The following is a 13,275-nucleotide window of genomic DNA, read 5'->3' as shown; positions in this document are numbered from 1 at the left end:
GACAACCGCACCGGACCACCGTCCCGGACGAGGAGCACACCATGGTCGCCAGCGTCGACGGAGCACCCGTGAGCGCAGTCCCGGCAGTTGCGGCAGTTCCGGCAGCCGTGGCGGGTCCGGCCAGATCCGGGCCGGCCCGCCGAGCACGGCGCCGGGACCTGCTGCGCGGACTGCTCGGAGGCTCCGCGGCGCTCGCCATCGCCCCGGTCGTCGCCGCCTCCCGGCCGCTGCGCCCGGCGGACGGCGGTCCCCCGGCCTCCTCGTTCGACGAGACCTACCGGGGCCGGCGCATCCACGGCGTCCTCACCTCGTCGGGAGGGGTCGCCGCGGCCGGCGCGCGCTGGGAGGTCACGGTCGACGGCCGCCCGCTGCACCTGATGCGCCGCGCCGACGGCACCTGGCTGAGCATGGTCGACCACTACCGCTCGTACGCCACCCCGCTGGAGGCGGTCCGCGCCGCCGTCGACGGGCTCAGCCCGGGGGAGCGGCTGCGCGAGGACGGTCCGGCACACCACCACACGCACATGGGGGGACACCATGGCCTACATCCGTAAGGACGTCAGCACGCTCACCGGCGCCGAGCGACGGCGCTTCGTGAACGCACTGCTGGCGGTCAAGAAGAGAGGCGAGTACGACGCGTTCGTGCGGATGCACATCGACCACTACGTCTCCGACGGCGACGGCGGTCTGCGCAGCGCCCACATGACGCCCTCCTTCCTGCCCTGGCACCGCAGGTTCCTGCTCGACCTGGAGGCGGCCCTGCGCCGGGTCGACCCGTCGGTGACGGTGCCCTACTGGGACTGGACGCGCGACCGCGCCCCCACCGCGGCGCCCTGGACGAAGGACCTGCTCGGGGGCAACGGACGCCGCTCCGACCACCAGGTGACGACCGGACCGTTCGCGTACGCCACCGGCGACTGGACCATCAAGGAGAACGTCACCGACGGCAAGTTCCTCACCCGCGACCTCGGCCGGGCCGCCGCCCCCATCGACCTGCCCGGCGCGAGCGACGTGGAGACGGCGCTGGCCGACCCCGTCTACGACGTGTCGCCCTGGGACTCGACCGTGGCCCGCGGCTTCCGCAACAGGCTGGAGGGCTGGGGCTCCGGCTCGGGCAGCGCGGCCTGGCGCAACCACAACCGGGTGCACCGGTGGGTCGGCGGGGTCATGCTCGGCGGCGCCTCCGTCAACGACCCGGTGTTCTGGCTGCACCACGCCTTCGTCGACCTGCTGTGGACCCGCTGGCAGAGCCGCCACCGCGAGCACCGCTACCTCCCCGCCGAGCCGCCCGGCCCGAGCAGCCGCCAGTACCGCCGGATCGTGGCCCGCCACGAGAAGCTGCCCCCCTGGAACGTGACCCCGGACGCACTCGAGGACGTCTCCCACATCTACCGCTACGCCTGACGCCCACCGGTACGCCCCACGGACGGAGGCAGGGGAAAGGGAAAAGGGGGAGAGCCCCGGCGCTCGAGGTGCCGGGGCTCTTTTCTGGGAAAGGCTGCTCAGTCGCCGTAGCCGTTGTGGCCGCCGTGCTTGTCGCCGCCGCCCTTGCCGTGGTCGCTGACGTTGGCGCAGGTGTTGCCGAACGCGGGGTTCAGCAGACCGATGACGCTGACGGTGTTGCCGCAGACGTTGACCGGGATGTGGATCGGAACCTGGACGACGTTGCCCGACAGGACACCCGGCGAGCCGATGGCAGCAGCGTTGGCACCCGCGTCCGCCATGGCCAGGCCGGCCCCGCTGACCACCACGGCGCTGGTGCCGAGGGCAACAGCGGCCACCTTCGCGATGCGAGACATCACGTTCTCCTTAGCTGATTCGGTTCGTGCGGCGGCAGGGGGCGCCGTCGCACTTCCCGTTCAACGCCGCCGTTCCCACCGGGTCACGGCACGACCGCAGGGATCACCCTTTTTGAACAGGGTGGACGTACAGACGGGTGGCTAGGAGGGCTGGAGGTGGGCCGCGACGAAGTCGCTCAGGGTGGCGATCGACTGAAGGCTGTCCAGACTCAGGTCCAGCGCGGCCACATCCACCCCGAAACGCCGGTCGACGGCGCCCAGCAGGGTCACCCCGGCCAGCGAGGTGAGGCCGATCCGCGGCCCGAACAGGTCGGTGTCCGCGGGCAGTCCGGCGACGAACGCCTCGTCCAGGCGGGCCGCCTCGGCGATCATCGAGCGCAGCTCGCGTTCCACCGCGCCCCGGTCCAGGGTGTCCGTCACGCCTCGGCGTCCTCTCGTTCGGCGACCCGCAGCCAGGCGGGCGGCTCGGGCAGTTCGTCGTCCAGGCTCCGGCCCAGGACCGCGGAATCGGCGGCCGCGCCCTCGCCGGGGACGTCCACGCGGCGCAGACCCGCCTGGCGGAGCAGGATCCGCATCTCCAGGTTGGCGTCCGTCGGGCGCAGCATGACCCGGAACTCCGACGCCCCCCGCTCGCGGGCCCGCCGCATCAGCCGGAACAGGAACGCCGCGGCCGCTCCCCGGCCGGCGACCCGGCAGGACAGGGCGAGCAGCGGCACCGACCAGCAGGCGGCGGCGGTCCGGTCGACGAGGGCGGCGCCGATGACGCCGTACTCGCCGAAACGGTCCGTCATATGGGCCGTGAACAGCTCGTGTCCGGGCGCGGCGGCCAGTTCGCGCAACCGGTCGGGGGTGAGGCCGGAGGAGTTCAGACGGTGGGTGCGGGCGGCGAGTTCCAGCGCGCGGGGGACCTCGCCGGGCGTCGCCGCGCCGACGGTCAGACGCATGTCGCACCAGCGCAGGAACTCCTCGCGCGAGCCCTGGAAGCGCTCGCCCTCGGCCCGGCGGGTCTCCTCGGTGCGGTAGCGGCGCACCCGCTCCCGTGACTCCGGGGTGACCTCGCGGCCCTCGAACGCGGCGAGCAGCGCGGGGACGTCCTCGGGGGCCAGGGTGCGCACCTGCGGCAGGAGCGCCTCGACCTCGGCCCGCTCGTAGGGGGAGTCGTCGACCAGGAGCAGCGCGTCCACCGCGATGCCCAGCTCCCCGGCGATCCTGCGCAGCGACTCGCTCTTGTCCTGCCAGGACACCTGCGGCGCCAGGAACCGCTCGCGCAGCGCCGGCACGGTCTCCAGCCGGTCGAGCACCGACGGGGCGCTGCGGCTCGCGATGCTGCTCAGCACGCCGAGGGCGGCCAGCGCGTCGATCGCGGCGAGCGTGCCGGGGCGGGGCGTGGGCAGCGCGTCGGTGGCCGACTCGACGGCGACCTCGTCCCACAGGGTGCCGTCGAGGTCCCAGACGACGCACTTGACCCGGTCCGGGTCGATGCCCTCCGCGCCGCTCATCGCGCGCCGCCCTCCGCGTTCGTCCCCCGCGCCGCTTCCCCGCCCTGCCTCTTCTGCCTCTCCTTCTCTTTCTCCTTCTCCTGCTCCCCCTTCGGCGGCAGGAACAGCTTCATCGACAGGCTGGTCGGATCGAAGCCGAACTTGCGGTAGACCGTGCGCATCGGGACGTTGCCCACATGGACCCTGCCGACGACCTCCGTGATGCCGTTGGCCGCGCAGAACTCCAGGCCCGCGGTGAGCAGGAGTTCGGCGACGTCGCCGCGGTTGTCCAGCGGGGAGACCGCGAGGGAGCGGAAGTTGGCGTACCGGTCGCCGGTCATCGCGTTCTGGTTGATGCTCACCCAGCACCAGCCGACCGGCTCCTCGCCGGGGCGGTGGGCGACGATCATGCCCTCCTTGGACTTCTCCATGGCGCGGCCGAGGCGCGACTCCCAGCGGGCGGGGTCGTCGATGGCGTCCTCGCCGAAGGAGACACGGGCGATCTCGGCCTCGAACCGTCCGATGGCCGGCAGATCGCGCTCGTCGGCCTGCCGGGTGACGTACGGCCGGGCCCGCTCGGCGAGCGCGGCACGCTCGGCCTCCTCCGGCGGACGCCAGCCGTACGCGCGCGGCGCGGGCGCGACCGGAGCAGCGGGGGCGGGGGCGGGGGCGGCGAGGGGGGTGGGGGGAGCGACGGGGGCCGAGACGGCGGCGGCCGGAGTGTCGGCAGCCGGCGTTGCCGAGGCCGGGGTGGTGGTGGCGGGCGGCTGGGCCGGGGGCTGCGGTTCGGCGGCCGGCGCCGGCGGTTCCTCCGCCGGGACCAGGCGGCCGGGGCGGAAGGGTCCCTTGCCGCACTGCGGGCAACCGTCCTCGCGCAGCGCGGCGACCGACGTCCAGCGGGCGCCGGGGCCGACCCGGATCCGCGCGTCGCACGCCGCGCACGTGTACTCGCGCTGCCGGGTCCGCTTGTCGCCGGTGTAGAGCGGGCCACTGAACTCGCCCTGCCGGGAGGCGGTCGAGGTGGTGGTCAGCAGGTGCTGGAAGAAGCCGACGCCGCCGAGGATGCCGCTGCCCTCGTACTCGTTGAAGTTGCGGACGTAGCCGTTGGTGACCAGGCCGAGTTCCATGATCTCCCGCTGCACCTCCAGCATCTCGTCCGGGCTCTTGCCGCCGAAGGAGAAGAAGACGCTGTGCGCCGGACCGGGCCGCAGCCCCTCCACGGCGCGGGAGAGGAAGAGCCGGGCGCCCTCGGGCGTGTAGGGCGGGTCGGTCATGGCGACGTCGTGCTGCCCGTGGAGCTCGGCGGGCAGCGGACGGCGCAGATCGTGCTGGACGGTCTCGACGCGGGTGCCGAGCCCGGCCGCCGTCTTCTGGATGTGATCGAGGATCTCCGGCGAGATGTCCACGACGGTCACCCGCTCCACGATGGGCCCGCCGAGCACGTCTCCCACCACGGCGACGGCCAGGGACACCAGGTCGTCGTCACCGATCAGCAGCAGCGAACCGCCCGGCAGCGCCCCCGCCGTGAGCAGCGCGAGCACCCGGCGCACCTTCGTCTCGGCCGTGCAGTGCGACTGGTCGATCGCCATGTCGGCGGCGGGACCGGACTCCGTGAGCGCGCGCAGCCGCGTCACCGCCTCGTCCAGCACGTCGGGGATGACCAGCTCACGGCCGTCGCAGGCGCGGCAGGTGGCGTCGAGGACGAGGTCCATGCCCAGCCGGGCGACCAGATCGGCGCCGGCATCGGTCAGCCGCGACGGACGCGACTCCGTGACGAGACCCCGGCGGCGCAGCTCGTTGCCGAGGGCGGCCACGATCGGCACGGGCAGGCCCGTCGCACGGCTCAGCTCCTTCGTGGACGCCGGGGCGAGGCGGCGCAGGGCGCGCAGGACGGACCGCACTCCGGGCGGACCCTCCTGGAGCCGGACGGCGTCCGCGACGTCCGTGAGCACGGAATCGGCGGGGGTGCTCCGAGGGTGCCGACGCGCGTTGGTCACAATGCTGCTCCAGGCAAACTGATCTGTGGATTCCGGGACCATCGAGTATACGGGCTGGTGGAGAGCCGTCCGGTCCCGCACCCGGCACGGGGAAACGAGAGCGGAACGAGGCGGAATTCACCCGCCCAGGACGTAATCGCGTGACGTCCGCGCGGCAGAATCCTCGAATGTCTTCCATGGCGATTCCGGAAGGCGTTCCGGGAACTCACCGAAGACGTTCCGGGAACTCATCGAAGACGTTCTGAGGACCTACCGCAACCTTCCAGAGAACTTTCCCAGAACTTTCCGAGAGTTTTCCGGAAACTTCCTGCACGCTCCCGGACGTGAAAGGGAAATGCCTCCCGAAAGGCGCCGGACCGGTTCTCCGCCGAATGCGCCGGACGCCCCCCGGCCCCCTTGACGCACCGCGCGCGCGAGCCCTCCTGCGCCCCGGATGCTACTCTGGGCACGATCGAGCGCCTATATGAAAGGAGACGGGGGCAGCGGTTCGTCACCCCCGGTTCCCCATGACCAACTCCTCCAGCCTCGCCACCGAAGGCATAAACGTCGACGACCTCTGCTCTTATGCGGTCGACGTTTGGGTGAGCGACCACAGCATCCTGACCGACGAGGAGCGCCTCCTCCAGGTGCTGCGCACGGCCGCCGAAAAGGGAAACGCCACGGTGCTCGGCGAGGCGTCGCACGTTTTCCCGAACGGCGCCGTCACCGCGATTCTCCTGCTTTCCGCCTCGCACCTGAGCATTCACACCTGGCCCGAATTCAGCCTGGCGAACGTGGACCTCCTCGCCTACGGCCGGCTGAACGGCGAGCGCATGATGCAGAGCGTGGAACTCGGCCTCTCGCCGACGCGCATCAACGTGACGCGCATGCTGCGCGCCGTGCACTGACCGCTCCCTTCCCCGCGCCGCCGGGACGAGACGCCGTGCCAGGACATCCCGTGCCCGTGCCCGTGCACGTGTGGTGGGCCGCTCTGGCCGACGCCCGTCCAGGACTCCTGGCGCTGCTCGACCCGGTGGAGCGCCGCCGCCACGACGCGACCGTCGACCCGGCGGACCGCGGACGGTTCCTGGTGGGCTGTGCGCTGAGCCGGATCGCCCTGGCCGGACCGCTGGGCATGCCGGCGGCGGACGTCCCCCTGCGCCGCGTGTGCCCGCGCTGCGGCGGCCCGCACGGCAAGGTCCGTCTGGAACCGCCGCCGCGGGGCGGACCGTGGCCCGACTTCTCCGTCGCGCACAGCGGTACGGTCATCGGCGTCGCCGTCTGCGAGAACGGGCGCGTGGGCCTCGACGTCGAGGACGCGGACCTCGGCCTCGACGTGGACACGGCCGCCCGCGTCGCCCTCGCCGCCCCCGAACTGGCCGCACTGCACCGCCGCCCGCCCGCCGCCCGCAAGGCCGCCTTCCTGCGCACGTGGACCCGCAAGGAGGCCGTGCTGAAGGCACTCGGAGTGGGACTCGGCGTACCCCTGCGCGCCCTGCAACTGTCCGACCCCGAACACCCCCCGACGGTGCTCACCTGGCCCGGCCAACTCGCCCCCGCCTCCGCCGCCCCGCCCCACATGACCCTGACAGACCTGCTCGCGCACGGGACGCATCCCGCGGCGGTGGCGGTCACGAACTCCGGCGCCCCCGCGACCGAGGGCGACGAGGCGCCGCCGGACGGCGTGCACATCACCCTGCGCGACGGCTCGGCCGCACTCGCCGAGTACCTCCGGACCCGGGACTGGAAAACGATGGCACCGGACACGGCACGGGAGGCGTGAGGGCCGGGAGGAGGAGGTGGGTGGGGAGGAGGAGGTGGGCGGGGAGGAGGAGGTGGGCGGGGGACGGGGACGGGGACGTGGACCGGGACGGGGACCGGGACGGGGACTTGGACGGGGACGGGGACGAAGGAAGACGTGGACCGGGACGGGGACGGAGCATCGAAACCAGGTCGACGTCCGCCACTGCGCTACTCGATCATGCGTTCATGCCCGTGAGAGAGACCCTTGCCCGAGTGGACGCGGACCTGGCCGCCGGCCGGATCCCCGTCGCGCGCCAGCGCCTGCGCGGCCTCGTCTCGTCGTACCCGCACGACCTGACGCTTCGTAGACGTCTGGCCGAGGTCTACCGGCTCTACGGCGACGCCGCCGAGGCCGGACGCTGGATGTACCTCGAAAGCGACCGCAACGCCGACGAGAACGCCGCCTTCGAGGCGCGGTACCGCTCTCCCTGGCAGCGAATGAAGGCCCTCGCCTGGCAGGATTCCGAGACGAAGGCCCCGACGGCTTTCGCGGCGGAGCAACTGGTCGCGGTACGGACCGCTTGCGCCGAGGAGTCGGGCCACCCCGTCCACTGGGAAGACCCGGCCTCCTACCGGGACGACCCGGAGGGCGGCCACGAGGCGCCGGCCAAGCCATGGACGATCGGCGGCGTGCTGGCAGGCCTCGGCTGCCTGACGGCGGCCCTCGTGTTCCTGGCGATCTGGGTGAACGGCCTGGTGGCTCTCTTCACCTGATCCGGAATCCGCCCCGGCCCGCCCTGCCCGGCCCGGCCTCACCCCAAGCCGCGCTGCGGCGCCCACGGCAAGAACCTGTGCCTCACGGCGAGCGGGACACGCCCCGCCCGAAGGGGCGCGGTCCAACCCTCACGGCCCCGCGCACGGCAGCCAAGTGCCGGACGAGCGGCGGCAGTCGGCCGTCCGTGGGCGTGCGGTGCCTTCGACACGAATGCGGCGGTGCGTGCGGACGGCGGTCACGAGGCCTACCTCGCCGTCCCGATCACCGGTTCCGTACCGCCGAACCTGACCGTGCTCGAGTATCAGCCGGAAGCCCAGTCAGCAAACGTGGCGGGCGCGCTGACTGCTGCGGCCTGTCCGGCGGATCATGTGACTGCCGACAGGCCCAAGCGGGATCCCAGGGAGTGCGGCCTGTGTGGACGGCGCCCCGCATGCCGGCCTCCGCCTTGCGGCGGGCGATACTACCGCCACCCCGCTCTGTGCCTCGCGACGGTTTTCTGATGGGATTGGCCCAGCCATGACACCTCTTGTCCCCGCCGGCCTGCTGCTTTGGTACTGGCTCTGGTACGGCCTGTTACCCATGCGATGGCAGAACTCCCGCCTCGCCGGCCCCGATGTCGCACTACAGCGCGCGTGCAGGGGTGCTGCCAGAGGGCGCTGGGAGCCCGCCGCCCAGCTCTTCGAGGACGCTGGTCAGGACTGGGAGCGCCGCTCCCTGTACGCCCAGCGGTTGGGGTACCTCGCCGCCAGAAAGAGCGACCGTTGGCTGAAGGCATGGCAGAAGGCCCGCCCCGGAGACCCGGACTCCGCGCTCGTGGTGGCGCGCACCAAAGTCCTGTACGCGTGGAAGCTGAGGGGCAAGGCGCTGGCGCAGTACACGTCGCGGAGCCGGTTCGAGAGATTCCACCGGGAGTTGTCTGCCGCGCAGGACCATATCGAGCAGGCCTGCGCACTGAGCCCTGACGACCCCTCTCCGCTTGTCGCGGAAATCTGGAGGGCGCTCGGACTGGGCTACCGCAACAGGGAGATGCTTGCCCTGTGGTCCGAGATCACGACCCGTGCGCCGCATCACTTTGAAGCGCACATGAGTGCCCTCCAGTATTGGACCGCGAAATGGCGAGGCTCCAAGAAGCTCGCGCGGGAGTTCGCCGAGAAAGCGGCGGCCAGTGCGCCGCCAGGAAGCCTGCTGGCTGCGCTGCCCCTGATCGCCTGGTACGAGAACCATGCGGAGGAGGTGGGCGATACCGGATTCCGCAGCCCGCAAGTACGCGAGATGGTTGACACGGCGCTCGCTGACGCGGCACTCGCTGAACCGAACCACCCGAGGCTTCCGGAGGTACGACACCTCCTGGGGTACTTCCTGTACCGACAGGGCCGGTACAGGGCGGCCAGGGAGCAGTTCCGTCAGGTCGACGGCTTCACCGACGCACTACCGTGGCGGTACTCCTACGTGGGGCCGCTCTATTACCGAGCAGTCCGTACGGAGACGGCCCGCAAGGCACTCAGGGAACGCCGGCCTCGCTGATCACAAGCAAGCGCGCATACGCAAGCCCTGTGCTCGGCGAAAGTATTGACGGCGGGGCCTGGCACCTCATGCAAGGTGCCCCGTCAGCGTGCGTCTCGGGGGTCTCTGTGCCTCCAACGTGACCACGAGTAGGCCGGCCGCGACCGTCGAGGCTTTATGCGGCGCGTTCGTCTGCGCTCCGGGCTGAGGGCACGGGGGACCGAGGCGTGGCGGAGGTCAGGGCGTTGCGCAGCGCGACCTTGAGGTACTTAGGTGCTACGGCCTGGGAGGTGTTGACGATGACGACGGCGGCGAAGCCGGTACGCCAGTCCCCGCTGAAGGTGGACCCGGCGACGGACAAGTTGATCAGCCAGGGGGCTCATTTTCTGGGGCTGACGAAGAAAGACCTGGTGGCCGATGCGGTCCGGGTGTATCTGGAGCAGCGCCGTGAGGATCTGCGGTCCGGCATGGTGGAGGCGCTCAGTGTGCTGGATGGCTCGCTGAAGTCGGATGTGATGCTGCTGACCGGGCTGACCGCAGAGGAGATCGACGCGGTCGGGGGAATCGAGGAATGAGCGGACCCGGCCCGCTGCGCCCGGCCCGCCCGACGACGCGCTGCTTACGCGAGGATTTGTGCCTGGCGGTGCCGCCGGTCACGGTGCCGCTGGACGAGATCGACCACCCGGTGCCGGCCAAGGCGTCCGAGCAGTTCGCGGACGAGGACGGCAAGCACGAACGCATCCGGTCCGTGGACGACCAGGTGCTGTTCAAGGTCGGTGCAGTGACGGCGCGGTGCGGTATGGCTGGACGCCGATCTGCCGTGGCTGGTCGCGGCGGGTCGGCGCGAGGACGGCTCGGGCGATGACTTCTATGCAGCCCTGGAGACCGACGGCCGCGCCGTCCGGGCTCGCTACAACGCGGGACATTCTGACGGGCTGAAGACCGCGACACACACCGCTCACCTCCTGCCCGCACGCGAGAACCATGTCCGGCACCGCGCCGAGGCCGGTGTCCGCTTCGTGCGCCGCCTGCGGGCGACTCTGCTGGACCTGGCGCACGCCACGCTGCGCGACGGCCGTGAGCACATAGGCGAGTTCGACACCCTCACCCTTGGTCTCCAGGTGCGTGCGGACGACGGCCACGAGACCTACCTCGCCGTCCGGATCACCGGCTCGGTTCCGCCGAACCTGACCGTGCTGATCCTGCGCAACGTACCCGGCTGCGAGGCTGAGGGCTGGTATCCGGAGTACGCCCTGCCCGAGCGGGGCCTGCTCCCGGCAGAACAGGCGTGGTCCAACCTCATGGACCCACGCGCGGCTGCCCAGGTACTGGACGAGGAGCGGTAGCCAGGCATCCGCCGGCTCGAACTGCAACTGCCTGTCGGGGTATGCGTCCACGATCGTGGACAGTCAAGGCGCTTGCTCTCACAGCGATGTGCGTCCGGACATCGGAGAACCCCGCAGCGTTTCCGCAGGGAGAGGGTGTGGCCGACGGTGATGCCGATCGCGGCCATGCGGTTCACGACGCCCGCCCCGGCATGTGGCCCTCCCTCGGGCAGGGCGACGAGAGTGCCGGCCGTGAGGTCGTACGGCTCCCAACTCGTCGACAGCTGAACGGGCCTGCCGTCCGCCAGGAACTCGTACGTCGTGCGGACGCACAGCTCGCCCTCCGCGATGCCCAGCCGTGCCGCGATCTCCGCCGGATCATGTACGTCGGCGGCTGGGGGACGCTGGACCCGTGGACCGCCGCCGAAGTGGCCCTACGCGTCACCGTTCGCACCGCCACGATTCAGGCTGACGGATACCTGACGACCTTGCTGCTGAGGGTGCCGACGGGCAGTTCACTCGCGGAGTTTCTTCCGCATCAGTCACCAGGGCACTCATCGCACGGACTGGCACGTATCCACTCCCCCGCGACCTGGTGCCAGCCGGAGTGCTCGACGACGAATCCCCGTGTCCGGAGGCAGTCAAGAAATTCGCCGTACTCGGCCCTGCGCCGGCTGCTGTCCGGGAAACGATCTGCGCCCGCCCGTCCGCCCGCCGACGCCGGACGAGTCATCGACCCTGCGCACCAACTCCGCCGCGCCAGTTCTGGCCATCACGCGCGTCGCGACCGCGGCTCCCCTCCCCGGTGCTCTCGCCGACCACCGCTGAGACTGAGGGCACTACCGATGAGGTCAACGCGGGCGGTAAACCCTCAGTTGGCAAGCTGTGGCTACTTGGGGTTGGCTCGGGTGCCGACCGGGGCGAACGGCTGACGTGCGGCTACGTCGGGCTCGACTGCTCTTACCGTGAATCCCCGCCAGGCCTACGGTCGCCGGCCCCAGTCGAACCTCGCTGGACCATCCGACTCCGCCACATCCCTGTCGCTGCTGACCACACAGGAGACGACAGGGGAACACGGCTGGCGATTCATCGATATCGCGAGGATATAGGGGCTTCCTAAGGTCCCTGCTGCCCGCATTGATCGTCCGCAGCGACCGAAAGGACACCCATCATGCGCAAGACTCTGGTTGCCGCCGCGGCAGGTGCCACACTGCTGCTCACCGCCGGAACCGCCACGGCAGCGCAGTCCACGCCGGAGAACCTGGCAATCCCGGGTGCCGGCTTCAAGGGCACCCTGACCACCTCCGACACCTTCGAGGTCTCGCTCTCGGGGAAGCTGACCGTCACCGACCCGACGGCCTGTTACTACGTGCAGGCCAGCGTCAGCGTATGGATCGGAAAGCCTCAGGAACCGCGGACCTACGTCTCATCCCGCACGCACTGCGGTCCGGGCACCTATGACGTCACGACGCCCAGCGTGAAGTGGTCAGCCGGCGTGCGGGGCCCGTCGGCCCACCTCTGCAAGGTCACCAACGAGCCCCCGGCCGCCAACGAGCCCTGCCATCCCTTCCCGCCATCTGCCTGACAACGCCGACAGCCACGCGAGCGGTGTCACCGCTGCGGCATCCTCGCACCTGTCTGGCCGCGGGCGTCCTCACCGCAGGACATGACGAGGGGCCTGTGACCTGCTCAGGTCACAGGCCCCTCGTTCCCGTGTGGCGGCGCCAGGGGCGCGATCTCAAGGGCCGCGCCGAGGGCGAGACGCGCACCGTGCCGGGGCATCCCGCCCTGACGCGCGTCCTGCGGCAGCGCATCGAGGACGAGCAGCTCAAGCCCGGTGATCTGCTGTTCCAGGGGGAGACGGGCGGCATCCTTGCGGGGGCTGTCACCGTCGGGCGTGGCGCAGTGCGCACAAGGCCGTACCGCCCCCGCACGTCTTCAACTCACCCACCGGGAGGCGTGTGTACGACAACCAGCACACGCGCCTCACCACATGGCACCTCGACGGAATCCCGCCCGCCCAGGTAACCGAGTGGGCCGGGGACAGCGTGCCGGTCCTGCTGGCCACTTACGCGCGGTGCGTCGAGGGGCAGCTGCCTGACCTGAAAAAGTGCCTGGAGGCCGCAGGAGATCTCCCCGAGCCGGCCGACGCGAGCTGAAGGCTTCTCGCCGAAAACCTCGACACGTATTCGACACAGCCACCCGCGGAAACCCGGTTACAGCCGGACAGCCCCGGACCCTGCCCATGATCATCGGGGGAGTGGCCGGGGCTTTGTCGTGTTGCGTGAAACGTGCTCTGACCAGCAAAAATGCCCTCCCAAAGGGAGGGCGGAGACTTGCGCCCCCGGCAGGACTCGAACCTGCGGCCAAGCGCTTAGAAGGCGCCTGCTCTATCCACTGAGCTACGGGGGCCGGTGTGGTGGCCTCGTACGTGCTGCCCGGGTGTGGGCTGATCCGTCACGCTGCCGGGGACAAGGATAGGGCTCCCGGTTCCTTGTCCCGGTTGCTTCGCCTCCGTGGCTCAATGTGGAGGTTCGGTGAAGCGGTCCTGATAATCGCAGGCAGGTGCGAATCATGCATCGCTTTTGGCGTCCCGCGACACGGGTGTTGTGCACTCGTTATGCCTAGCCTGCGCCTCTGTCCCAGTCGTGCCTTCCGTCCGTTGTGTCCTATCGG

General features: G+C 70.9%; 15 protein-coding genes, 1 tRNA gene and 1 pseudogene. 11 read left to right on the top strand and 6 right to left on the bottom strand.

Annotated features, from left to right (window positions below; translation table 11 throughout):
- Nucleotides 1-41 precede the first annotated feature (41 nt).
- Both OG802_RS12450 and OG802_RS12445 read left to right on the top strand, forming a co-directional pair.
- Complete coding sequence (locus OG802_RS12450) at nucleotides 42-554, top strand: tyrosinase family oxidase copper chaperone (RefSeq protein WP_443055226.1); 513 nt, start codon at nucleotides 42-44, stop codon at nucleotides 552-554.
- Nucleotides 538-1,404, top strand: coding sequence for a tyrosinase family protein (locus OG802_RS12445; protein ID WP_329410032.1), 867 nt, complete (start codon nucleotides 538-540; stop codon nucleotides 1,402-1,404). Before OG802_RS12450 ends, OG802_RS12445 begins: the two co-directional genes overlap by 17 nt.
- 98 nt (nucleotides 1,405-1,502) lie before the next feature.
- Here OG802_RS12445 and OG802_RS12440 read toward each other — a convergent pair whose 3' ends face one another.
- The 4 genes from OG802_RS12440 to OG802_RS12425 all read right to left on the bottom strand — a co-directional run bounded on the left by OG802_RS12440 (nucleotide 1,503) and on the right by OG802_RS12425 (nucleotide 5,229).
- On the bottom strand, nucleotides 1,503-1,799 hold the full coding sequence (locus OG802_RS12440) for a chaplin (RefSeq protein ID WP_329410030.1): 297 nt from the start codon (nucleotides 1,797-1,799) through the stop codon (nucleotides 1,503-1,505).
- A gap of 141 nt (nucleotides 1,800-1,940) precedes the next feature.
- Nucleotides 1,941-2,219 carry an acyl carrier protein gene (locus tag OG802_RS12435; RefSeq protein WP_329410028.1) on the bottom strand — a complete coding sequence of 93 codons (279 nt, stop codon included), beginning with the start codon at nucleotides 2,217-2,219 and terminating at the stop codon, nucleotides 1,941-1,943.
- A complete protein-coding gene (locus OG802_RS12430; protein WP_329410026.1) occupies nucleotides 2,216-3,298 on the bottom strand; it encodes an FkbH-like protein in 1,083 nt (360 codons plus the stop codon). The genes OG802_RS12435 and OG802_RS12430 overlap by 4 nt, the downstream gene beginning before the upstream one ends.
- Entirely contained in the window at nucleotides 3,295-5,229 is a 1,935-nt protein-coding gene (locus OG802_RS12425) for a GNAT family N-acetyltransferase (RefSeq protein ID WP_329410024.1), read from the bottom strand. Before OG802_RS12425 ends, OG802_RS12430 begins: the two co-directional genes overlap by 4 nt.
- A gap of 551 nt (nucleotides 5,230-5,780) precedes the next feature.
- Between OG802_RS12425 and OG802_RS12420 the strand changes: the two genes are divergently transcribed.
- The 7 genes from OG802_RS12420 (at nucleotide 5,781) to OG802_RS12390 (ending at nucleotide 10,620) form a co-directional block, all read left to right on the top strand.
- Nucleotides 5,781-6,161, top strand: a complete 381-nt coding sequence (locus OG802_RS12420; RefSeq protein ID WP_329410022.1) for an S-adenosylmethionine decarboxylase family protein — start codon at nucleotides 5,781-5,783, stop codon at nucleotides 6,159-6,161.
- Between the two features lie 50 nt (nucleotides 6,162-6,211).
- Nucleotides 6,212-7,036, top strand: coding sequence for a 4'-phosphopantetheinyl transferase superfamily protein (locus tag OG802_RS12415; protein WP_329410020.1), 825 nt, complete (start codon nucleotides 6,212-6,214; stop codon nucleotides 7,034-7,036).
- A 206-nt stretch (nucleotides 7,037-7,242) separates the two neighbouring features.
- Nucleotides 7,243-7,770, top strand: a complete 528-nt coding sequence (locus tag OG802_RS12410; RefSeq protein ID WP_329410018.1) for a DUF6584 family protein — start codon at nucleotides 7,243-7,245, stop codon at nucleotides 7,768-7,770.
- A gap of 517 nt (nucleotides 7,771-8,287) precedes the next feature.
- On the top strand, nucleotides 8,288-9,295 hold the full coding sequence (locus OG802_RS12405; RefSeq protein WP_329410016.1) for a hypothetical protein: 1,008 nt from the start codon (nucleotides 8,288-8,290) through the stop codon (nucleotides 9,293-9,295).
- Between the two features lie 278 nt (nucleotides 9,296-9,573).
- Nucleotides 9,574-9,849: a hypothetical protein gene (locus tag OG802_RS12400; protein ID WP_329410014.1), complete on the top strand. Its 276-nt coding sequence runs from the start codon at nucleotides 9,574-9,576 to the stop codon at nucleotides 9,847-9,849.
- Entirely contained in the window at nucleotides 9,846-10,139 is a 294-nt protein-coding gene (locus OG802_RS12395; protein WP_329410012.1) for a hypothetical protein, read from the top strand. The genes OG802_RS12400 and OG802_RS12395 overlap by 4 nt, the downstream gene beginning before the upstream one ends.
- A 154-nt stretch (nucleotides 10,140-10,293) precedes the next feature.
- Nucleotides 10,294-10,620 carry a hypothetical protein gene (locus tag OG802_RS12390; protein ID WP_329410010.1) on the top strand — a complete coding sequence of 109 codons (327 nt, stop codon included), beginning with the start codon at nucleotides 10,294-10,296 and terminating at the stop codon, nucleotides 10,618-10,620.
- A gap of 131 nt (nucleotides 10,621-10,751) precedes the next feature.
- Here OG802_RS12390 and OG802_RS12385 read toward each other — a convergent pair.
- Nucleotides 10,752-10,991: pseudogene (locus OG802_RS12385) on the bottom strand (UTRA domain-containing protein); the annotation flags it as partial.
- Between the two features lie 779 nt (nucleotides 10,992-11,770).
- Here OG802_RS12385 and OG802_RS12380 point away from each other — a divergent pair.
- Nucleotides 11,771-12,184 carry a hypothetical protein gene (locus tag OG802_RS12380; protein WP_329410008.1) on the top strand — a complete coding sequence of 138 codons (414 nt, stop codon included), beginning with the start codon at nucleotides 11,771-11,773 and terminating at the stop codon, nucleotides 12,182-12,184.
- A 376-nt stretch (nucleotides 12,185-12,560) separates the two neighbouring features.
- Nucleotides 12,561-12,758, top strand: a complete 198-nt coding sequence (locus OG802_RS12375) for a hypothetical protein (protein ID WP_329410006.1) — start codon at nucleotides 12,561-12,563, stop codon at nucleotides 12,756-12,758.
- 180 nt (nucleotides 12,759-12,938) lie between these two features.
- Here the strand turns inward: OG802_RS12375 and OG802_RS12370 are convergent.
- Nucleotides 12,939-13,011 (bottom strand) — tRNA-Arg (locus OG802_RS12370).
- Nucleotides 13,012-13,275 lie beyond the last annotated feature (264 nt).

Source organism: Streptomyces sp. NBC_00704, assembly GCF_036226605.1.
Lineage (GTDB): Bacteria > Actinomycetota > Actinomycetes > Streptomycetales > Streptomycetaceae > Streptomyces.
The sequence above is the reverse complement of the archived record's forward strand: the minus strand, read 5'-3'. Positions and strand labels throughout refer to the sequence as shown.

What these genes read in the sequence shown, in the direction of transcription:
- OG802_RS12430 (WP_329410026.1), bottom strand. Translation starts at nt 3,298, where the DNA reads ATGAGCGGCGCGGAGGGCATCGACCCGGACCGGGTCAAGTGCGTCGTC.
- OG802_RS12450 (WP_443055226.1), top strand. Translation starts at nt 42, where the DNA reads ATGGTCGCCAGCGTCGACGGAGCACCCGTGAGCGCAGTCCCGGCAGTT.
- OG802_RS12400 (WP_329410014.1), top strand. Translation starts at nt 9,574, where the DNA reads ATGACGACGGCGGCGAAGCCGGTACGCCAGTCCCCGCTGAAGGTGGAC.
- OG802_RS12410 (WP_329410018.1), top strand. Translation starts at nt 7,243, where the DNA reads ATGCCCGTGAGAGAGACCCTTGCCCGAGTGGACGCGGACCTGGCCGCC.
- OG802_RS12420 (WP_329410022.1), top strand. Translation starts at nt 5,781, where the DNA reads ATGACCAACTCCTCCAGCCTCGCCACCGAAGGCATAAACGTCGACGAC.
- OG802_RS12405 (WP_329410016.1), top strand. Translation starts at nt 8,288, where the DNA reads ATGACACCTCTTGTCCCCGCCGGCCTGCTGCTTTGGTACTGGCTCTGG.
- OG802_RS12440 (WP_329410030.1), bottom strand. Translation starts at nt 1,799, where the DNA reads ATGTCTCGCATCGCGAAGGTGGCCGCTGTTGCCCTCGGCACCAGCGCC.
- OG802_RS12380 (WP_329410008.1), top strand. Translation starts at nt 11,771, where the DNA reads ATGCGCAAGACTCTGGTTGCCGCCGCGGCAGGTGCCACACTGCTGCTC.
- OG802_RS12395 (WP_329410012.1), top strand. Translation starts at nt 9,846, where the DNA reads ATGAGCGGACCCGGCCCGCTGCGCCCGGCCCGCCCGACGACGCGCTGC.
- OG802_RS12445 (WP_329410032.1), top strand. Translation starts at nt 538, where the DNA reads ATGGCCTACATCCGTAAGGACGTCAGCACGCTCACCGGCGCCGAGCGA.